Origin of the sequence: Acidithiobacillus thiooxidans ATCC 19377 (assembly GCF_009662475.1) — a bacterium.
GTDB lineage: Bacteria > Pseudomonadota > Gammaproteobacteria > Acidithiobacillales > Acidithiobacillaceae > Acidithiobacillus > Acidithiobacillus thiooxidans.
This window is the reverse complement of sequence record NZ_CP045571.1, coordinates 3227347-3247825: the sequence shown is the minus strand read 5'-3', so window position 1 is coordinate 3247825 and position 20479 is coordinate 3227347. Positions and strand designations below refer to the sequence as shown.

Genomic DNA, 20479 nt, shown 5'->3' with positions numbered 1-20479 from the left:
TCGATACGTAGCACTATTTACTCTGTGCCCCCGACATTTTGACGAGCCAAGGGAATATCAGAGTTCTGAATCATTTAATGGATGCTGGTGGCTAATTTTCCAGCTGGCGAATTGGCTCAAACTCCGGTAGATGTGGGGGATTGTTTCATAATGTGCCATAGGGTAGTTTTGACCAAAGACGATTCTTCATATAGAAGGAGATCCCAATCGACTTAACTCAGAGTGATACCGAACTGGCTCTGCTGCTGCCGCATCGTGCGGATCTCCCGCTTGTGGAGTATCTGCCACTGGTTTTCCTCAGCGGTGCAGAGGATCTTCTGTTACCCGAACCAGAAGATCTGGGAATCGCGGTTGGCCAGAGCGCGATTATTTATGACGAAGAAGAGGATGACAGTGGCACCCTGTGCCATACCCAGGATTGGGACCTGGGAGATCTGGTTTTGAAACCTTCCTTATCCACCCTCGACAATATGCCCAGCTACCGCAAATCGCTCGTCTTCATTTTGGCTAAACCGTATTTGCTGGGTTTTTTTGCGGACTGGAAGTACTTTCAAAAAGAGGCACATCATTTTCGGCGACCGCAGCGTGTATTGCGCAGGCGGACGCGCAAAACGCAGCGGATAAGACTCGAAGGAAAGATTACTATCCGTCGTCGGGATGGCACATCGCTGTTTGCCCATCTCTATGATTTCACTCCGACAGGGGCAGGATTTTACACCAGTGCAACGGGATTCCGTGTCGGCGAGATGCTGTTGGTGGAATTTGATATTGCGGATTGTGGGACTTGTGAAACGACCGTCACCATTGCCCGTATCGAGAATCTGGTCCATTCCAGTCATACGTACCTGATCGGTGTTCATTTCAAGCTCACAGAAGCCCAGCATCGCAAAGCCGAGCAGCTGTATCTCTGCAAGAAGGCGGAAATGATTCAGCAACTGGCTAGTCCTGAACGGCACCGTTGGACGCCACCTAGCTCATCCGGCTAAAAACACTACATCCGCTGCCGATCGGCTACCCCTGGGATGACGCCACCAAAATGCGCCGTTATCCAACTGCCTCGCCACCAATACGATAGCACATTGGATTTGTCTGGAACCATGACAGGGCCATCATTCAAACCCTTTGACGCACCTGGTCACACGATATCAAAACCGGTGATATACAGGACATGAAATCGATAATCTGAACTGAGCGAGTAAGGATTCCCAGAAAAAAAGGCTTCCTTTAATAGGAAGCCTAATAATCCCTAAAAGCTCAGGGAGGAGGATTCTTTCATGGATGATTTTTTCAGTGTGGTAATCCGTTCCCCGCCATCTATCCAGTGTCAAATTCTGAAAATTTTCGCTATATAAATGACGGGGAAAATGCTTCATAAATGCGGTCAGAAGCTGGTGGTCAGAGACAGATACAGACCGTTTTGATTCTGCTCAGTAGCAATGGTACCCAAATCTACATAGGCTGCCGTCACAGAAAGCTGCTTGTAGGGGAACCAGGCGACATACACGTCTTTCCAGGCGCTCGTCTTGGATACTGCATTCCCCAATGTGCTGAAATTACCCGCACCACTCGACGGGGCAATCAGCTGGTTCTGTGGCATATCTCGATATTCTGCACCCAGTACCACATGACGGTTCAAGAAAACACCCACAGAGGCTGCGGGAAGGACTTTGTAACGCATGCCGTTGACACCACCAAAACCTAACAAGCCTTGCTGGTTCGCATTGGTTACATCAATATTTACGTCTGCCAGGGTGGTCAGACCGAACAGACCATTCAGCCACACCTTGGTCGCACTCAGGTAATAGCTGACCCCATTGCGCGCCACATGCAACGTGGTTGCCAGATTTCTGGGCATCTCGTTATGATGGAAATCCACGCCGACGGATACCTCCGGCTCCCACCAATTCTGATCATAGACAACATTACCGAAAAGTCTTGCCTTTAAGCCGACAATATCCTGATTCAGATCATAGTTGCTGCCAAAGAATGCGGGACCGCTCAGACCAAGTGCTGCAGAAGTCGTGGAAGTGCCCAAGGGGACCGACTTTCCGCTGACGACACTGAGAATACGATGATCCAGCGTTTGCCCGGTATTACCTAAACTGAACCCCTGCCGGGCAAAAGAGATCTCAATGCGGTTGAATAATCCGACCGAAGCGCCGTAATCGTTCAAGTTATAGTTATTCAGCATGACATGGGAATAAAAAGCGGTCGCGCCAATTTGCTGATTGGTACCATAACCCGAAATGACGGCCCAGGGGTTAATACCACCACCGGCGGCACCGTCCACGGCTGTTACTGCCCCGGTACCCAGAATGCGGCCCTGGCCAAATAGACTGGCAGCCCCGATCGCCGCATTGGCGGTTACCGGTACTATTGCACTTAATGCACAAGCGATTGCAACGGCTAATCCTTTACTTTTTAGTGTATTCATAAACTCCTCCTGACTTGGGATTCCTCATTCCCATTAAGCGTAGCTATCCAGAAAGACCTGCTGAATAGCGTGACGGACACACATGCGAGCTATTCAAATCAGCCCAAGGGACCATTGGCCGTGACAATCTGTGGCTCCATAGCGGCCAGTTGTGCCAAAAGGTAATTCTGTGCAGGCTTGGCGATTCCTTTCTTGTCCATGGCCTTGATCATGTCTTGTGCCAGATAATTGAAAGCGGCAGTGGTGACATGCAGTCCTTTGTGCGCGGCGGTCATGGTCGGACCTGTGTATTTGCAGGGTCCACCGACGACCTCGCAAACCTGTTGGGTCAGATTGTATTTGAGCGCCTTGATGTTGGTGTGCGCGAAGTAATAATTGATATGGGGATCTGCAGCGACATAACCCACAAAAGTATTAATCAGTGCTTTTACGCCCGACGGGCCACCAAAGTCACCGATGTAATTCTGAATGGGCATCTTGATGTCAGCACGCTGAATGGATGCGGAACCAGGTGCGGCGATTGCCAAAGGTGCTGCCAAGCCTAGGGTAAGGGCGAGACCTGTCAACATAGCAACATTTTTTAGTTTGAACCTTTTCATTTAAACCTCCTGACTTGTGTTTACGATTTAGGCGTATAGGCGTAGCAGTAACCGTGAGGGCTGATTTTTCCTGCCACTACTTTGCAAGTCCCGTCTGCGGTAGGGCTTGAGCCTGGAATGAAGTGCATACAGTTGCTACACATATCCTTGCCCGAAGGATGATCCTGATAACTGACGGACGCCTTGCTCGAAAGCGTGCCGGCTTCCGCCAGGGGTGAAAACACCAAGGGCGCTACAGCCGCGACGGCGGCAATCTGAGTACTCATTTTTAACCATTCACGACGACTCATCGATTTTTTCATAGAGATTGTCCTTAAAGCTGGCGTTGATAAGAAAATAAAAGTTCACGCAAATATCTATACGACAGCTTTTAGTATCTGGATGCACTCGCCTAACAGATATTTTTTTGGATCTACATCAGGAGGTTATTCGTATATCCACCAAACAGTTTTTTTATAAAGGGATTAACTTTGATGAGGTACGCTGAGTATATCGATGAGGTTCCTCGTCATTTCAAGTGGGTAGCCTGAGATCCAGCTTACCCAAGATCAGGTAGGCCATATTGATAAAGTTCTTGTGGGTACGGTAACCCCGAGCTTTCGCCTTGGCGGATTGAATGAGGCTGTTAAAACCTTCCAGAATTCCATTGGTGATCTGGCTCTCAAACCAGTGGAGCACACCATCCCAATGATTCATGATGGTGTAGGCAACCTTGACGATAGGCGGCAGATCGCTGGTCTTGGCGTTTTCCAACCAGGCTTTCAAGAGGGTAGCACCCTGATGGCGATTCTTGATCGTGAAGATGTCCTGAAAGGTCAGGCGGAATTGGTAGGCCTGCGCCGTCTTGAGGTTCTGGTCTTTGAGTAATGCCTGCAGCTTTTCTTTCTGCTTCACCTTGAGTTTCCGTTCATTCTTGAGCCAGAGCCAGCGGGTCTTTTTGAGGTCTGGCTGGGTAAATGCTTCGCTCCTGCGTACCGCGTCCACGGCCTCGTTGACGAGCTTCATGAGGTGGAAACGATCAAAGGTCACCTGGGCGTTGGGAAGATGCTCTTTAGCCCCTTTCTGGAAGGCGGGAGACAAGTCCATGCTGACGTCCGTGACAGCTTCTGCGCTGCCCCCATGGGCTTCAAGGTCTGTGGCAAATCGCGCAAAAGTGGAGACGTCCTTACCGGGGGTGGCAAACAGCAGTCGCCTAGCTTCCAGATCTACGAAGAGCGTGATGTAGTCATGGCCGCGCCGACTGCTGGTTTCATCGACGCCGACGGCATGGACATGGGCCATATCCACTCTGGTACGGGCTTCGGGCACATAGTGGTCAATCACCCGCCACAGGAGCGTGTCGGTCTCGCCGATCAGGCGGGCTACTGTCAATACCGGCATCTCCCGCACCAGGGTCATGATCAGCGCTTCAAAGAGCAGGGTGAAACGCGAGCCTTCCCGCGCCCAGGGAACAGGGATCTGATGCACCCCATGTTCCGGGCACATCACACGGGGTACGCGGGCGTGGAGATAGGCTTCATGCTGAAAGAAATCCATGTGCCGCCAAGTATGTTCACGGGTGTCATGTACCGGACACTCCTCACCACAGACGGGGCAAGCAAAGCGACTGCCCTTGGGAAAGTTGATGTGCAGATCCAGGCGCTTCTCCTCCACTTGGAAGGTCACATCGTCCACCAACCACGGCGGTACCAACCCTAACGCGAGAGAAAACAGCTCTTCTGGGACCATCAGCTAACTCCTATTCGGGACACAACTGCTCCGCTGCATTGTAAACCCTACCCACTCGATCTGACGAAGAGCCATCGATGATTCCTGTTACCGCTCCATATAGCCGCATCCATGACAATCGACCCAATCGTGCCAAGCTGCTCCATTTGTTGCTACTCTCCACCGTTGCTTTTCAAATGATTATGGGGCTCATGGGCTGGTTATTTGGATGGTTTCCCTTTGAGTGGCATGTCATCGTGGGGCAGATGCTGATCGTGGTCCTGCTTTTGCAATGGGGTTGGCTTATGTTGAGCCGCAGTGGACGCATTACGTTGTGTTATTTTTTCCCCCTGAATCCCGTTGGATTAAGAGCAATTAGTCAAGACATCAGGGGCCTATCTCAAGGAATTTTAGCGTCTCCCGGCCCACGCGCGGGGCTGCCTGGATTGATGCACGGGATATTCCTTCTCTCGGTGACTCTGGTTGCCGCTGCTGGCCTGACACTCTTAGGCGGATTTCGCGGGTGGTGGTCTGGAATTCCATTTAGATGGTTATTGGAGATTCTTCGTTGGGGGGCTGTTGCAATTGCTTTGCAGTGGATTGGGCACGTAGGAATGGTGTTTCTGCATACTCTTGCAGGGGATCCTCTCTGGAATATGTTTAAGCTGCGGTCAGCCCATAAAAAATGTTCCCAAACAAAAAATGACAGAACGTTATGTCTGGAGTTAGCTGTCACCTTGGATTTCTAATGTCTGTGTTATGGTTGTGCTCACGAGACGCAATGTATCGTTTTGTCTCGTGATCCCAAAACTCTGAACGGCAGATCGCCCGGTTTTGCCCGGTTCTTCTGCCACCCAGGAGGGCCGATTATGGGACATTACATTGAGTCTGCTTATACGGGTGAGGATGTTCTTCATTAGGCCGCTACGTGTTCACTGCGGGGCTTCGCTGTCAGATCAATCCCCAGGGCTTTCATGACGGCCAGCGTCGTTTTCAGCGTCGGATTGCCGGCTTCGCTGAATGAACGGTAGAGCTGTTCGCGTGAAAGACCGGTATCGCGGGCAATCTGGGTCATACCCTTAGCACGCGCGACAATACCAAGCGAGTGGGCAATATAGCCAGCATCCCCGGTTTCAAAGGCGTCGGCCATGAACGCCGCGATCTCCTCATCGTCGACGAGTGCGGCTGCCGGATCATAAGTCGTCAATTTCTCAGTCATTGGATGTACTCCATTCTTCCGCCAGCTTCTTTGCTGTGGCGATGTCGCGGGCCTGCGTTTTTTTGTCGCCACCACAGAGCAATACAATCAGGATGTCGCCACGCTGCTGGAAGTAGACGCGGTAACCAGGACCGTAATGGATACGCAAGTTCGCTGACGCCTTCGCCTACGGGTTCTACATCCCCCGGCAACCCGTGGGCCAGTCGCGCCAATCGTGTGGCGATGATGGTCCTGGCGCGCTTGTCTCGGAGGCGAGATTCCCAATTCGCGAAGGCCTCGGTCTGTTTTAGCTACGATCACTGGCGTAGTGTAGTCAAAGAACTACAATCGTTCAACCCTTGCCGGCTTTTTTTGAATTGTGCAATCCAGAAACAGTAGACGCGATCGCACCCATATCCTATATACACCAAACGACCGTTAGCCGGCCAGGCCGGGCAATGTCCGTGCGCGTGCTTGTTTAACACTGAAGGGGCCCCGAGATGGCCGCAGACAATCAAAATTCTGTAAAATAGAAAACAAATATATTGACTACAGTAAAAATGCGGGGACGAGAGACGACACTCGCATATGTACCCATGTCGGAGGCAACTGAACTCAAATGAAACAATCGCTGCGTATCGCCCTTGCTGCTGCACTCCCGGCGGTAGTTCTTGCGTGTATCGCGTGCGTTAGCAATCAGGCTCTGGCCAATACTACCCCTGCGCAAACCCCCGCTCCGTCTGCTGCGACTTCAGGAGTGGCCGTCGTGGACGGACGGTTAGTCGTGGCTGGAACCAATCAATTATTTATACCGCGAGGATTCACCTCGGTTTCCTTGGCCTATCCCACGCAGTACGCTGCCACTTTATGTAGCAGGCATTTTCGTGCCTCTCCCGCAGCAGCCAATCTTCAGGAAGCACAGGCCGCCATGACGGCGACCGCAATGCCTGGTTTCGGTTATAACCCGTCCTTGGAAGCGATGGTAAAGGACTGGCACGCCAATACGGTACGTTTCAATCTCAGCCAGGGAGCACTGCAGTACGAATATACTCACGGGCTTTCTGCCTACACCGACATGGTGCGCAACGTGATTGAACAGGCGCGAAGCGCCGGCCTTATCGTTATCTTGTGCATGCAAACCGAGCGATACAGTTGTACGCCTTATGAGGATGGAGGACTCCAGAAGCTGCCCGATCTCCGGACCGAACAAGCCTGGAAACAACTCCTGGATTCGCGTTTGACGCATGATAAGGGCGTGATACTGGAAGTCTTTAACGAGCCTTCAACGACTCGCGCATGCGATGACGGTACCTTCAGGCATCCTGACTGGAAATCCTGGGCGCGTGGCTGTGGCAGAGAGCCCGATCAGGGCATGCTCACGGTAGGGAGATGGCTTCGTCAGCAAGCTCCAGAAAATGTCCTTCTTTTCATGGGTGACGGTGTGGATTTTGGTTTCTCCGGCTTCACTGTGCCGCATGGAATGCCGCCTAACTCAGCCTACAGCGTGCATCCCTATCAGTATGTGGTGCGCGGAAATCTAACCGACAGTATCCATGTATGGAATACACGGTTTGGAAATCTGGCAGCCACCGGTCATGCCGTCATCGCTACAGAATGGGACGAGGGCCTCAAACATTGTCCGAATGATCCGAATCAGACCATCACCCGATACTTTATTCAGCGATATCTCCCAGCGCATGCTATTGGGATAACCGTTTACGGGTGGGATGCTCCCGTTCAAGCGGCTGGTTATATCATCAACAGCTACAACTACCCCGGAAATACGGCCACGTATCAATTTGTAGATCCTAATTCTGATGGATGTGGCCATGACGCAGGGAGGATCCTACAAAAGACATTCCGGGCTGAAGCTGTCCAGTGATGATTTCCAATGAAAAGCAGAACAGATGACGTCCCATCCGATTATTCAGGTGGTTGGTTGCGTATGACCTTCAGCACCGCTTGGGGTTGCTTCGAAATCAGTGCAGGCCCATTTTGGGGTGTACTCACTAATACTGAAAAATCAATCAAGTAAATTTCACCGGGATAGGAAATCGCTTTCCTAACCGTCACATTGGATTTGCCGAGTGGATTTCTCCCTCGAAAAGCGGCACGAGCAAACACCCCATAGGTCTCCGGTCGTCCAACTGGCGTCGTATAAAAAATCCCGATGTTATTTCTGGTGTCGATGTTGGCGATCCAGCCTTTGGACGTCAGATGGCCTTCAGGCCAGCGGCTTCCACGAACCATCCTCACTGGCCATTTGGCATCTTGAAGCAGAAGAGACCGCCCCGCGCGCCCATAAGGCGAAACCAGCGGATATAGAAACGCATCCGTCCAGTCCGAGTAAAGCGTAGGGACCTCCGAGTCCAATAGGTAGGTCTGCATTCCGTGGTTGTAAAACGTAAAATGAAAATGGGCAACACCTTTCGCGCTAATCCGAACATCCTCTACGTACACCCACTTTGTAGGATGGCCCGTATCGTAATCCACCGGATCAATCACCGCATGAAAATGCGTTCGACTCGCGTTCCACCTCACCACCTTACTTCCAATTTCCGGATGTATGACCCCGTGGGGGTGCAGATAAAAGGCCTGGTGTCCAAAAGATCCCGCCTGCGTAGGGTTAAGCATCAGGCTCCAATGACCGTTTATCATCAAAAACAGAAACTGGTCCACCTGTAATTCACGCCCCGGATCATGGGTGTCGACAATGTTCAGCCCATGGGCTACGTGTCGATTCGACACCGAAACCACCACCCCACCCCAAGGAATGTTAAATTTTATCGAAAGGCCGCCATTCGAAATGGTGACGTCCTTTCCTTTCGGCCCAGGTCGAAAATGACTCCCGTAAGCCTCGGCCGGAATGCCCGCAAATACCCAGACCATACAAGCAATCAACAAGCACGCCTTCCATCTATTTCTGATCATATATTTCCGTTTTTCGGTAGCATCGCAAAGTATAGATTGAGTCTGTCAACCAAAGTAGCGTGTCACACGTTAAAACACCGTAAGATCCGGAGGAATACGATTCTGACATGTTTCAAACTGAGGCTATTCTCATTGACACCAGCCTGAAAGAAAAAGCCTGGTCCCAGCTGTTTTATGGGTTGGAAAAACGTGCTTTTCGCTTTGCCTGCCTGGAACTTGGAGACTCCGGCCAAGCTGGAGATATGGTTCAGGAAGCTGCCATAAAGCTCATGCAGAAATATTCAGACCGCCCGACAGAAGAGTGGGTGGCGCTGTTTTACGCCATCCTGCGCAACCACATTCGGGATCATCAACGCCGCCAGCGTTTAGAGAGATTACTCGGATTCTGGAGAACAGAAAATGACGATGCCGAGGAGGACTTAAGTGCCCTACCCGATCTTTTTCCGAGTCCCGATGATCAGTTATCCGGACAACAGTTAGGCACACAGATTGAATCGGCTTTGCGCCAATTGCCCAATCGGCAGAGGGAAGCCTTTCTATTCAGGGAATGGCAGGAATTAAGCGTGGAAGAAACAGCGATGGCTATGGGTTGCAGTAGCGGAAGTGTCAAGGTCCACCACTATCGAGCGTTGCGACGTCTGCGGACGCTTCTCGCAGATTGGGCACCTGGAGGATATAACGATGAAGCATGATCGGTTTTTTATTGCGCCTTCGGGGAGTTGTCACCCGCGATCAGACACTCTGGATCGGTGGCGTGCAGGAATGCTATCGGGGCATTTTGCACGCCGGATTGCCGCACATGTGGGCCATTGTCCACGTTGCGAAGAACAATGTGCATTTTCTAAAACGCTCCTGGATCATTGGTCGGCGGGTTATCAGCCGCATCATCAATCTATCAGACGGTCCGTAACAATCTGGCGACTACCCGTCGCGGCTAAGATAATTCTGGGTTTTTGTGCTATCGCACTGGTTGCGATGTCGCTGCATGTGTTCAGCCCTATGCCACGTTCAACACCGGTTAAGACAAATCAGCCCATTCCTCCTGAAGCACACAACATAGTTGCTCATCTTGGTTTTTACGAATGGTTGGAAGCGCATCCAGACAAACTCAATATGGTGGATCATGGCTATTAAGGGATTTCCCATTGTTTTACTGGGAATATGCATATTCGGTTTCTCATTGCCGGTATTGGCCTCACCGACCATGCATCGAGATCCACACTGGATACGACGTGCTCCTGTTCATAAACCTGAATGGGAGCGCCCAGCTCCGAAAATCCGCTGGGAGCGTCGGGCTGAAAGATGGAAACATTATTCTCAGACACGCCGACAGCAAATAATGGATCGCGCCAGACGCTTTCATAAACTTCCTCCTGCTCAACAAAGAAAGTTGTGGCAGGAATACCAGCAGTCCCGTAAAGCCTTACATCCCTAGAGGAGAGTTAACATGAATCAGATAATGAAAAGCGCGCTGTTAATTTCTGCATTTTTCTTTATGGGCATCAGTACAGCGCAAGCTGCCCCGCATCCAAATCTGCAAAGAGCTATCCGTCAGATTGACCATTCTATTTTCATCTTGCGGCATGAGGCTCCTGACGTGTTTGGGGGTCACAAGGCGGCTGCTATTCTGGAACTGGAGCGTGCCCGTCAACAATTGATGATTGCTGAAAGATTTGCTGCCTGAATACAGGCAATTCATCTGAACTGGGAGAGATAACCGATGTTCCCTATTCGCAAAATAAATGCTGCACTATTCCTCCTGCTTACTATGAGCCTACTCTCCGGCTGTTATGTGGTGCCGCCTAGAGGACCGGTCGCTGTGGTTCGACCTGGTCCTGTGGTTATTCACCCCGTGCCTATCTATCGTCCGTATCGTCCATGGTGGGGTTGGCATCGTGGGTGGTGGCGCTAATTTGCTGTTAATCAGCGCCATTCGTTTGCCATCTGTCAGCATCAGGTATTTACCAACCCATATCGCGGAATATGAATCATTAGTTTGTTGGCGAAATACCGAGGCTCTCAATGGCGAACCATTCAACCGCTGATTTCTGCTGAAAATTGGCTAATCACCATCGCTGATTGACACTTGGGTAAGCTAGATCTCAGGCTACCCACTTGAAATGACGAGGAACCTTTACAAGGTATACTTATCATCTTTACTCTCGGAAGACGTTGACTAATACGAGGAGAGCATTATGAGCAAAATACTGGTGTTATATCACAGCCTCTGGGGGCATATCGAAACCATGGCCGATGCCATAGCTGAAGGTGCACGAGACATCTCCGGCGTGACGGTGGATATTAAGCGGGTGCCGGAAAGCATGCCAGCGGAAACCTTGGCCGCTGTGCATGCCAAAACTAATCAAGCTGCGCCAGAGGCGCACCCCGATGATCTCGCGGATTATGATGGGATTATTTTCGGCACGCCAACACGCTTCGGCAATATGAGTGGGCAAATGCGTAATTTTCTTGATCGCACAGGAAATCTCTGGCAAGAAGGTAAACTGGTGGGCAAGATCGGCAGCGTTTTTGCCAGCACAGCCACGCAGCACGGTGGTCAGGAAACCACCATCACTTCTTTTCACACTTTCCTGTTCCATCAGGGGATGATCGTGGTTGGCGTCCCCTACAGTTGTCAGGAACTGATGAATATGAGTGAGATCAGCGGAGGTACACCCTATGGTGCCACGACACTATCCAACGGAGATGGCAGTCGTCAGCCCAGTGCCAACGAGCTGGCCATCGCTCGTTTTCAGGGGCGGCATGTGGCCGAAATAACCCAAAAGCTACGGATATGATCTTTGGAGAACATCGCTTTGCTATCAGAATCCGTCAGTCTTCTGGGGCCGATTGGGCGTATTGTGGCGGGTCAGGCAGCCGCTGACGTCACTGGCGTTATAAATTAGCCCTGGTTTAACCGATCGCTGCAGCGCAGGCTGATACTTTTCTGATTCCCGACGCTTTCGGTATTGACGATCCAGGTAACCACGTTGCCGGGTTTTCCGACCACCCGCTGCCGTCTGCACGCCCCCAGCAGGAACTGGCGGGCGATCAAGCCTTCGCTGCGGATCGTGGTGAGGTCATCGAAGACCACAGACAAGTCCTGATCGATCAGGGGGCGCAACAGTCCGGCTACTACGGCATCGACGGCAGACTGTTGCTCCATCAGGGCATCCATGCTGCGCAGGAGTTGCTGGTGGGTGATCGCTGCTACCGGTACATCCGGCAAGGCGACTGTTTCCACCCAGCGCAATACGCCCAGTTTCGATTCGGGATCGCAGAGCCGGTTAAGGACCATGATCCGGATCAGCGCTTCCACATTGGTCATATGGCGGGTCTTGCGGAATATCTGGCGCAAAGCATCAAACCCCAGTTCTCTTCCTTTGTCGTTTTGTTCTGGTTCAGATCATCCACCGCCGCGCGTTGTTGCGCAGAAAGATGCACTGAAGGCAAATGCCAGTTCAAAAACTGAAGTTGGGCATCCTCGATGAAACGACATCCAACGCCGTTTGGATGAATGCCTGCACCTTGGGCGATGCATATTTTTGGCCCGCGTAGACGAAATAGAACGCGCCCCCTCCTTTCCATTTCCATTGCGGAAGAACTGGCACAAGCGTGCCGGCGTCTACCGCATCTGCGGACAGAAAGTCAGGCAGCCAGCCGACTCCTTCACCAAGAATGGTCAATGCTTTAATGGTTTCGAGATCGTCTGCAATGACGCGGCTGACGACAGGTACATCGACTTCTGACTTGCCGTCCGTAAGCCGCAGTACGTCGACACCCTTGCGCCCAACGAACGACGCCATGACTAAATCCTTGGGATGCGTGAATTTTCTGAATTCTTTGATATAGCTGGGGGAAGCCCAAAGATTGGCGCGCAAGTCAATAAATCGCTTTGCGATCAACGATGAGTCTTTCAGCATGCCCGCGCGAATAGCCAAATCAACACCTCCCCCCACCAGATCAGCGATCTGGTTTGAAATCAGTAATTCAATGGTGACATCGGGATACTTCGCCAGGTAGGCGCGCGTAACGTGAGGAAGCACCGCATGTCCTATGTCGACAGGAGCAGTGACTTTGAGCAACCCGGTCGGCGTGCCTTGCGACGATTGAAGTGCGGCCTCTCCGAGTTCCATCTCCCGAACGGCGTTCGCGCAATGATGAAAGTATTTCTCGCCCGCTTCGGTCACATGCAATTTACGGGTAGTGCGGTAGATCAGGCTCGTCCCCAGCCGTTTTTCCAGAGCAGCGAGTTTGGCGCTGACCGTCGTCTTGGGCATATTTAATAGTCTTGCCGCATTGGACAGACTACCTGCTTGTACAACTTTCACGAATACCTCAATTGCATCGAGATCCATTTGATTGTCCCAAATTATGCACAGTAATTCCCAGTTTTACCATCTAGTGCATGATCAAACAAACTCCTAAAGTGCTTCCATCGACGTACGCATCAAGGAAAGCACATCACTAATGAGTGCATAGCGGCATCGAACCTAACAAACCTACTTTTTATCTACAAGGAGCAATTATGAAACACAAAATCATCATCATCGGAACAGGGAACGTCGGCAGCGCCCTCAATAAAGGTCTTGCGCGAGCCGGATACGAAGTTCGGGCCGTCAAGAAAGGGGAAATTGCTGGGGATGTTTCTTGGGCCGATGTCATCGTGTTGGCTATCCCCTTTGGTGCGGTACAAGATGTGGCACGCGAGTTGAAAACGGCAGCTGACGGCAAAATTGTCGTCGACGTGACCAATGCGCTGACACCAGAAATGCAATTAGCTATGGGATTTACGACGAGTGGTGCCGAGGAACTGCAAAAGGCGCTTCCACGCGCACATGTGGTAAAGAGCTTCAATACCGTATTCGCTCAGCACATGAGTGACGGGTTGGTGGCGGGTCAACAGTTAACCGTCTTCGCTGCCGGTGACAATGAAACGGCACGCAATGTCGTTCTTGAATTGGGTAAAGCGATCGGCTTTGATGCAATTGATGGTGGCCCATTGCAAAACGCACGGCAGTTGGAATCACTCGGATACTTCAATATCCAGCTTGGCTATGTGCTAGGCAACGGGACTGATATCGGCTTCAAGTTGTTGCATTGAAATAGAGCCTGGCATCAATCCGGGCTGTGATAAGGCTAGGGGGATATATAGATGAACAGAATGCCAGTCTATTTCCTTTCGCATGGTGGCGGGCCATGGCCGTATGTCGACGACATGCGGCAACAGTTCGCCAAGACAGAACAGGAATTCATCGCATTGCCTGGACGTCTGCCCGCGAAACCGGAAGCAATATTAGTGATAACCGGTCATTGGGAAGAAAAAGATTTTACCGTTTCAACCGCCGAGCGTCCGCCCATGGTTTATGACTACTACGGATTCCCGGAGCACACTTATCACATCAAGTACCCGGCGCCAGGCTCGCTCAAGCTTGCTTCACGCGTGCTAGCTTTGTTGTCGAATGCTGGCATTGCGGCGAAGGAAGATGCCAGACGTGGTTTTGATCATGGGACATTTGTCCCAATTACACTCATGTATCCGAATGCAGATGTACCGGTTGTGATGCTATCGATGAAATCGAATTACGACCCGCACCAGCATATTCGCGTTGGTCAGGCACTTACCCCTTTGCGTGATGAGGGTATCCTGATTATCGGCAGTGGCTTGACTTACCACAACATGAGAGGGTTTGGTCGTGATGAATCCACTCCGATTGCTGACGCATTTGAAAACTACCTCAGTGAGGCGGTTAAACAAAATAATGCTGAGGTAAGAAATGACATGCTGGCGAAATGGGAAACTGCACCTGGTGCACGATTGGCTCATCCGCATGAAGACCATTTGATTCCTCTCATGGTTATTGCCGGCGCAGCGGGAGAGGATAAAGGAAGGTCAATGTTTGTAGACCATGTAATGAAAGTTCCAATGGCAACTTATGAGTTTGGGTACGGTAAATAAGAAAAGCGCAAGCTTGAATATGACCTTCACTAAAATGAAAGAGAATTTCAAAATGGAAAAATATGTTTCCACTTTTCTGTTGTCAGCTGCTGCGCGGAATCGATGCTTCCTCGACTCAGAAGTCAGATGATATCGGCGTGATGAAGTATTTGCATGCGGATTAGGAGTGATAAATGAGGATTGGTTAGTCTTATGCACATCGTCTGTACGATTTGAAAATCTCAATATGATCCAGGAGAATAGTGATGAAAACGTTTGGTTCTGACAGAATAAAGGAAGAAGTGATTTTGGTAGCCCGGTTTTTGCTGGTTTTACTGTTTCTCATATTTGGATGGGGAAAGTTGACAGACTACTCCGGAACAGTTGCCTATATGCAGCAAGTTGGGGCACCGATGCCGCCAATTGCTACGATCATTGCGATATTTATGGAAGTTTTTGTTTGTTCAGCAATACTTGTTGGAATATTTACCCGGCCACTAGCCGTTTTATTGGCTATTTACACTCTGGGAACGGCATTGATCGGCCATCATTACTGGACCATGACGGGAATGGCTCATTTCGAGGGTAAAATCAATTTTTATAAAAACATCAGCATCATTGGTGGATGTTTCCTTCTATATGTTACCGGAGCCGGGAAATACTCGTTAGATAATAAATTAGGGCTATGATGGAAATATTTCGCTCTTCGATCTTTTGAGTGGGATGGATGAGTGGAGACCACAGACCACGTGTCTGGACTTCGCTAATGGCTGGTCAACGATGGGGGTAAATCCGATAACGAATGGAGATATCCCCATCGGTCCGTTTTCGAGAGGCTTCGTATGGAGGTGATTGCTTCACGACCCAATCAGCTTTTTGATCCAGCGTGCGGCATTACGTTGTACGCTCAAGGCTTCATAATCGGTGGCGGCGTCCCGGTAATATGTGCCACGAGAGAGCATGAAGTAGATGATGCGCAGCATTTTGTGGGCCAAGGCGATAAGAGCTCGCACCGGTTGCTGACGGAGTATGCGAAGTTACGCAAGAGATACTGGGGCCAACATTTATGGGGGTGGGGCTATTGGGTCGCGAGTAGTGGGAATGTGACGGATGAGGTTTGGCAGGAGTACATCAAGAGTCAAACTCCACCAGATCCAGACGATGACTTTCATGTCGTGTAGCGACAGCCGTCGGCCTCAGTGCCGACCGATCCAGCTCCCAGCCGTAACCTGAAGCCACCGGCTTTTAGCCGGTGGAGTATTCACAGGGGGTGGCTGCGACCCGTCGCAAAACTTACAAGACACGCGACAATTGATTAGGCCCGTAGGAGGGCCTCGATCACGCCTGGTTCGTGCCGAATCAGTACCCAACGGTGAAACGCTGACGCACGTGCCGAGGTGTCTCTAACTCGTCAATGGAGAGGAGCCGGGGGTGGTGAGTGTGGCGTGGGCCGTATCCTGGGGTTGATAGAGGCTATGGGAACACCGCATAGAAGTAGTGCGGGAGGTGCCGAGCAAGGGACTCTTGGTGGTCGTGATATATTGCCATTCGCCGGGTTGAAATCCGTAAGTCCAAGGAAAGTCTCCGGCGGGTGCTGAACGCGCATGCGCTAATCCAACATGGACCAGCAGTGCATATATTATCGCCAATGCGGTCACGCCTGCCAGCATCCTTTTGACCTTCATGTGCATGGATATCCTCCAAAATTCGGTGGGTAGTACTGGACAACCTTTCCTGTAGCACGGGAAAATAGTGGTCCGTTTGTTTTTTATGACTCAGTTTCGGAGAAATTATGCGTATTCGTCAAATAGTACTGATCACTTGTGTGACAGCGTTTTGAACGGGGGCGTTCGCGCAAGGATTGCCGCACATGAAACGCGGCGAATGGAAAGAGACAAGCATTGCCACCGGACGGGGCATCTAAGGACACCTATACCGTCTGCAATCACGGTCAGGCCTTTACCTCCTGGATGATGTCAAAGCAAGGATCAACCTGTACGACTACGGGGGTACCAGTTATCGAAGGGGACGGGCAGGCCGTTTTTCAGGAAAACTGCCTTTCGAAGCAACCGCAGGGTGGTGCTGCGCATATGCACATGACGGTTCATCTGGCGGTAACTGATGCGGGCGTGCTTTTCAGTCTACCATCACGGGGCAGGGAAATGCGGATGGATATGACTTTCCAATCAACGACACGGTAACTGGGCGTTAGGTAGGGTCTTGCCGCCACAGTGGCTGATGATACCCCGAAGCACAGAGTTGACAAGGAGGGTCAACGGGTGGGCGTCTAGGTAGAATAATGTAGTCCGCCCTTGCAATCTTAAGGTATGATTTTAATCGTTCTACGAGGGTGTTTGGCGGCATCCCATTACCAGTAGAAGAGATAGAATGGTCTCAACCGCTCGATTTCTGTGCCACCCTTGCGCCATACTGAATATAGGAATGTCATGGAATTAAAGGGAATATATTTACCAGAAATCACCCACAACAATATGAATATACTCTTTATTTTTTGTAAAACATTGATGCAGAAAGTGTCAAAAACTTACTATTTCGGCCTTTTAAGCCGTGGGTCGCGGGTTCGAATCCCGCCGTTCCCACCATTAAAAACAAACAGTTGTGAATCGCGTAAATTACTCCATAGCAGCAAAATGTGAATCTGGTCCCCATACAGTCCCTACTTGGCGGGATTTTTTCGCGCTGGCGCTTCCCACGCCCAGATACCATCGAACCGTTACGGTAACGCAATGGCGAGAGCAATCTCAGTTGTATTCGCCAAAGGTAGAGCAGTGGGCAATGCTTCTCACCAGTCCTTCTTCTTTCTTGGCGGGTGTGAACATCTTGTTCGAATAGTAAGCACCTCCATTACCCGGAAGGGCGCCGCTATTTTCAAAAAGTATGGCTGGAGTGACTGATTTTTACCAGGAAGAGCGCAGCGCTGGCATCTTTTGTCCCAATAAGGTTTCCAGTTTTTCAATATCCGGTGCGTAAATTTGTTCCAGATACTGACGTGCAGCCGGATCTATCTGCGGTTTGGAAGCGGCTTTCAGGATCAGATTCTGATATAGCCACCATTGCAGCTTTCTGGGCATCAGATGATAACCAATCCAGCGGGCTAGCGGACTGGATGCGCAACGCCGCGACCAGTTCCCCCGGGGGGCCTTGAAGCCATTGTGCACCTGGTCTACATCCATTTCCTGAAAGGGTGCAGGGTCAATATGCAAGTGAGCAGCTACGCGCTTTAGAGTCTGTTCAGGCGCATTCACCAGATCGTCAAATTGCAGGACCAGTACCTGATCCTCACCAAAAATTTGCAGATAGCGCTGCACCTGATCGTGATACAAGCCAAGATCCACATACAGTCGGGACACACCCCAGCCTTTTTCACTTTGCGCAAAATCCCCCTGGAGTAACTCTACTGAAAAAGGAAGATCCACAAGACCCTCACGAAAATCCATCAGGTAGTGGGAGTGGGCGCGGCTGACCGGGTCGCGCAATAAAATGATAATACGGGCATCGGGGGCGACGTCATGAATGCGTGCTGGAGCTTCCGGATACCAGAGGTTGGAAGTACTGGCATCACCAATGGCCGGAAAGTCTCCGGCATTTTCGTAAAGATGCAGGTAGGCATGTTCTTCACTAATGTGTTCAATGAGATGCCGTTGTTCTGGCTTGGGCTGAATCCGGGCAAAATAGTGTGGTTCTTTAAAGGCCGGTAAAAATACCTCGGGATGCCCGCGAAGGTGACGATACATAGAGGTGGTGCCACCTTTCACTGTTCCGGTAATAAAAAAATTGGGCCAGAGGGCATGGCTGACGGAATTTAGGCGGGAAGGGACTGAACTGGACAAATCAACTCCTTGACTGAAGGTTGGTGTTGCATCCGAAGCTGTAAGCCCGGCGAACTCGCCCCAGTATAGCATTTCCTGTCTCTATCGTGCCTGAAGCAGCTAACGGGGTGACTGCCCTGCTTGGCTACCATGGCGCACAAAAACCCTTCAGGAAAGCAGATACTCCGGCATTTCAGGGCAAATTTCTGATCATGATGCGCAAATACGCTTTTTGTGCGCCGGTGCTTAAATTCTCCGCTTCATGCAAGCGCGCTCTAACCCATGCGTCGGCTTTTTCTGCATTACCTTTGGCGGCAATCAGGTTTTCCCAGTCTTTTGCTCAGGTTAAATTCTCAGGGTTTTCGATCATCTCAAGAAATTTCTGGAGCATTATCGAGCGCCGGTCGGGTTGTGGTGCGGCCATGAAATTCAGGCAGACCATCTGGTGGCTTTCCAGCGTGGCGGTAGCTACCTGCCAGTCGGAGCGTTTGTCTAACACTCTTTTGCTCATGAAGCCGATGCCCAGGTTGGCATTGATCATCGTGCCTACCGATTCAATATCGGCTACTTCGATAAAATGCCTGGGGACGATGCCACGGCGGCGAAATTCCTTTTCTATGGCGCCGCGTACAGCAGAACCCGGTTCGCGCCAAATAATGGGATAACTTTCCAACTCCTCAAAGGAAACATTTTGGCGTCCGGCTAGAGGATGCTGCAAGGGAGTGACAATGACAATTTCATTATCCTGCCAGGGTACACTTTTAAAATAATCGGGCAGTTCCGGAAGATCGCTGTCACCTTCATAAAAAAACACATCTACTTCGCCCGCCGCTGCATCTTTCCAGTATCGTTCGCCGCTTTTGATGTAGAGATTGATCCCCGGATATTGCTGTCTGAATCGGGTTAGAAAAGGGGGTAAATAATAATTGGCAATGAGGCTGGTAGAAACAATATTGAGTTCTCCTTCCATGAGGCGCTGACGACGCCTGATAATACTGTCAATATCGCGCAGGACGCGGCGTAGGCGTTCAATGTCGGGAATGAGTACGGCCCCCGCCTGAGTGAGCTTTACCCCATTGATTTCACGCGTATAAAGAGGCTCTCCGACCAGTTCGGTCAGTTTTCTCAGGCGTTCGGAAATGGCCGATTGGCCCCGATGTAAATGCTCGGCGGCCGCACTGATGCTACCGTGCTCGGCGATGGCCAGTAGGGAAAGAAGTTGTTCCTCATCTGCCATTATCGATTTCTCCGATAAAGTTACCAATAAAATACATTTGCTATGATGTCTGGTGTATCCGTATGTTTAAACCCTATATCGCACTTTACAAATATAGGGAAAATATTTCCATGGCCACAGAAAGTTTAGCGCCCTCAGCCGATACACTCTCCGTTACAGTACGTCGGACACATTCTCAACATGGTCAGGTTCGTGCAGAAACTGCCCTATCCAGTCATCGTATCAACGCCTATTTGCAGGAGATCGCTTATCATGAACTTTTGACTGCATTGGAAGAAGAACATCTGCTTAACAGAATTCAGCACAATGATCGTGAAGCCTGGCATGAATTACTCGAAATGCATTTACGATTGGTGTTACGTATTGCACGGAGCTATCACGATCAAACACCGCACGCTTTGATTGATTTTATTGAAGCAGGTAACCTGGCGCTGATTGACGCCGCTCGCCAGTTTGTGGTGGATGGCAATGAGCGTTTTGCCATTTATGCGACCCGACACATATGTCAGAGACTGGATTCCAGTATGTCGGTGCGCGGTCCGGCGGTAGCTTAGACCGAAAGATCAATATGGCTCGATAGTTACGCAGAGCTGGCGGGAGGGGGT

General features: G+C 50.7%; 23 protein-coding genes and 2 pseudogenes. 12 read left to right on the top strand and 13 right to left on the bottom strand.

All coding sequences use genetic code 11. The annotated features are described in order from the left end of the window. Window positions 1–272: 272 nt before the first annotated feature. On the top strand, window positions 273–986 hold the full coding sequence (locus GCD22_RS17010; protein ID WP_080707770.1) for a PilZ domain-containing protein: 714 nt from the start codon (window positions 273–275) through the stop codon (window positions 984–986). Window positions 987–1381: 395 nt separating this feature from the next. Here the strand turns inward: GCD22_RS17010 and GCD22_RS17005 are convergent, their stop codons facing one another. The 4 genes from GCD22_RS17005 to GCD22_RS16990 form a co-directional block, all read right to left on the bottom strand. After that, on the bottom strand, window positions 1382–2434 hold the full coding sequence (locus tag GCD22_RS17005; RefSeq protein WP_153940873.1) for a DUF3034 family protein: 1053 nt from the start codon (window positions 2432–2434) through the stop codon (window positions 1382–1384). 98 nt (window positions 2435–2532) lie between these two features. Then, a complete protein-coding gene (locus GCD22_RS17000) occupies window positions 2533–3033 on the bottom strand; it encodes a group I truncated hemoglobin (RefSeq protein ID WP_031571189.1) in 501 nt (166 codons plus the stop codon). Window positions 3034–3053: 20 nt separating this feature from the next. Beyond that, a complete protein-coding gene (locus tag GCD22_RS16995; RefSeq protein ID WP_031571187.1) occupies window positions 3054–3335 on the bottom strand; it encodes a high-potential iron-sulfur protein in 282 nt (93 codons plus the stop codon). A 211-nt stretch (window positions 3336–3546) separates the two neighbouring features. Next, window positions 3547–4761 (bottom strand): ISL3 family transposase, encoded by a 1215-nt coding sequence (locus GCD22_RS16990; RefSeq protein ID WP_065973572.1) that lies wholly within the window; start codon window positions 4759–4761, stop codon window positions 3547–3549. Between the two features lie 77 nt (window positions 4762–4838). Between GCD22_RS16990 and GCD22_RS16985 the strand changes: the two genes are divergently transcribed. Further along, window positions 4839–5489, top strand: coding sequence for a hypothetical protein (locus tag GCD22_RS16985; protein ID WP_031571186.1), 651 nt, complete (start codon window positions 4839–4841; stop codon window positions 5487–5489). Between the two features lie 167 nt (window positions 5490–5656). On the opposite strand, the gene GCD22_RS16980 is transcribed toward GCD22_RS16985, so the two are convergent. Then, window positions 5657–5959 carry an addiction module antidote protein gene (locus GCD22_RS16980; protein ID WP_031571182.1) on the bottom strand — a complete coding sequence of 101 codons (303 nt, stop codon included), beginning with the start codon at window positions 5957–5959 and terminating at the stop codon, window positions 5657–5659. Continuing rightward, window positions 5952–6107: a type II toxin-antitoxin system RelE/ParE family toxin gene (locus GCD22_RS18810; RefSeq protein ID WP_010642436.1), complete on the bottom strand. Its 156-nt coding sequence runs from the start codon at window positions 6105–6107 to the stop codon at window positions 5952–5954. The genes GCD22_RS16980 and GCD22_RS18810 overlap by 8 nt, the downstream gene beginning before the upstream one ends. 450 nt (window positions 6108–6557) lie before the next feature. On the opposite strand from GCD22_RS18810, the gene GCD22_RS16970 reads away from it, so the two are divergent. Further along, window positions 6558–7820, top strand: a complete 1263-nt coding sequence (locus tag GCD22_RS16970; protein WP_226856210.1) for a cellulase family glycosylhydrolase — start codon at window positions 6558–6560, stop codon at window positions 7818–7820. A 41-nt stretch (window positions 7821–7861) separates the two neighbouring features. Here the strand turns inward: GCD22_RS16970 and GCD22_RS16965 are convergent, their stop codons facing one another. Further along, entirely contained in the window at window positions 7862–8842 is a 981-nt protein-coding gene (locus GCD22_RS16965) for a hypothetical protein (protein ID WP_031571110.1), read from the bottom strand. Window positions 8843–8976: 134 nt separating this feature from the next. On the opposite strand from GCD22_RS16965, the gene GCD22_RS16960 reads away from it, so the two are divergent. From GCD22_RS16960 to wrbA, 4 genes are all read left to right on the top strand, one after another. Beyond that, a complete protein-coding gene (locus GCD22_RS16960) occupies window positions 8977–9561 on the top strand; it encodes an RNA polymerase sigma factor (protein ID WP_031571113.1) in 585 nt (194 codons plus the stop codon). Then, window positions 9558–9779, top strand: a complete 222-nt coding sequence (locus tag GCD22_RS16955; RefSeq protein WP_031571115.1) for a hypothetical protein — start codon at window positions 9558–9560, stop codon at window positions 9777–9779. Before GCD22_RS16960 ends, GCD22_RS16955 begins: the two co-directional genes overlap by 4 nt. Window positions 9780–10316: 537 nt before the next feature. Beyond that, entirely contained in the window at window positions 10317–10553 is a 237-nt protein-coding gene (locus tag GCD22_RS16950) for a hypothetical protein (protein WP_010642428.1), read from the top strand. Between the two features lie 511 nt (window positions 10554–11064). Beyond that, entirely contained in the window at window positions 11065–11667 is a 603-nt protein-coding gene (gene wrbA / locus GCD22_RS16945) for an NAD(P)H:quinone oxidoreductase (RefSeq protein WP_010642426.1), read from the top strand. Between the two features lie 230 nt (window positions 11668–11897). Here the strand turns inward: wrbA and GCD22_RS16940 are convergent. Next, a pseudogene (locus GCD22_RS16940) lies at window positions 11898–12248 on the bottom strand (IS1634 family transposase); the annotation flags it as partial. A gap of 82 nt (window positions 12249–12330) precedes the next feature. Then, the gene (locus GCD22_RS16935) at window positions 12331–13227 is read right to left on the bottom strand and encodes a LysR family transcriptional regulator (protein WP_153940872.1); all 897 of its coding nucleotides are present in this window, start codon (window positions 13225–13227) and stop codon (window positions 12331–12333) included. A gap of 170 nt (window positions 13228–13397) precedes the next feature. Here GCD22_RS16935 and GCD22_RS16930 point away from each other — a divergent pair, with 170 nt between their 5' ends. From GCD22_RS16930 to GCD22_RS16920, 3 genes are all read left to right on the top strand, one after another. Beyond that, window positions 13398–13973 carry an NADPH-dependent F420 reductase gene (locus tag GCD22_RS16930; protein ID WP_153940871.1) on the top strand — a complete coding sequence of 192 codons (576 nt, stop codon included), beginning with the start codon at window positions 13398–13400 and terminating at the stop codon, window positions 13971–13973. A gap of 51 nt (window positions 13974–14024) precedes the next feature. Further along, window positions 14025–14828 carry a DODA-type extradiol aromatic ring-opening family dioxygenase gene (locus GCD22_RS16925; RefSeq protein ID WP_153940870.1) on the top strand — a complete coding sequence of 268 codons (804 nt, stop codon included), beginning with the start codon at window positions 14025–14027 and terminating at the stop codon, window positions 14826–14828. Window positions 14829–15073: 245 nt separating this feature from the next. Continuing rightward, on the top strand, window positions 15074–15496 hold the full coding sequence (locus tag GCD22_RS16920) for a DoxX family protein (protein WP_024895067.1): 423 nt from the start codon (window positions 15074–15076) through the stop codon (window positions 15494–15496). A gap of 168 nt (window positions 15497–15664) precedes the next feature. Here GCD22_RS16920 and GCD22_RS18650 read toward each other — a convergent pair. Continuing rightward, window positions 15665–15817 (bottom strand): annotated as a pseudogene (locus GCD22_RS18650) (IS110 family transposase); the annotation flags it as partial. On the opposite strand from GCD22_RS18650, the gene GCD22_RS19065 reads away from it, so the two are divergent. Beyond that, the gene (locus GCD22_RS19065) at window positions 15794–15988 is read left to right on the top strand and encodes a transposase (RefSeq protein ID WP_368014004.1); all 195 of its coding nucleotides are present in this window, start codon (window positions 15794–15796) and stop codon (window positions 15986–15988) included. The pseudogene GCD22_RS18650 and the gene GCD22_RS19065 sit on opposite strands and share 24 nt — an antisense overlap. 222 nt (window positions 15989–16210) lie before the next feature. Here the strand turns inward: GCD22_RS19065 and GCD22_RS16905 are convergent, their stop codons facing one another. The 3 genes from GCD22_RS16905 to GCD22_RS16895 all read right to left on the bottom strand — a co-directional run bounded on the left by GCD22_RS16905 (window position 16211) and on the right by GCD22_RS16895 (window position 19874). Next, the gene (locus tag GCD22_RS16905) at window positions 16211–16498 is read right to left on the bottom strand and encodes a hypothetical protein (protein WP_031571449.1); all 288 of its coding nucleotides are present in this window, start codon (window positions 16496–16498) and stop codon (window positions 16211–16213) included. 1227 nt (window positions 16499–17725) lie between these two features. Continuing rightward, window positions 17726–18658 (bottom strand): sulfotransferase family protein, encoded by a 933-nt coding sequence (locus tag GCD22_RS16900; protein ID WP_140390866.1) that lies wholly within the window; start codon window positions 18656–18658, stop codon window positions 17726–17728. Between the two features lie 319 nt (window positions 18659–18977). After that, window positions 18978–19874 carry a LysR substrate-binding domain-containing protein gene (locus GCD22_RS16895; protein WP_031571456.1) on the bottom strand — a complete coding sequence of 299 codons (897 nt, stop codon included), beginning with the start codon at window positions 19872–19874 and terminating at the stop codon, window positions 18978–18980. Between the two features lie 110 nt (window positions 19875–19984). Here GCD22_RS16895 and GCD22_RS16890 point away from each other — a divergent pair, with 110 nt between their 5' ends. After that, entirely contained in the window at window positions 19985–20428 is a 444-nt protein-coding gene (locus tag GCD22_RS16890; RefSeq protein WP_162175885.1) for a sigma factor, read from the top strand. The last annotated feature ends 51 nt before the right edge of the window (window positions 20429–20479 follow it).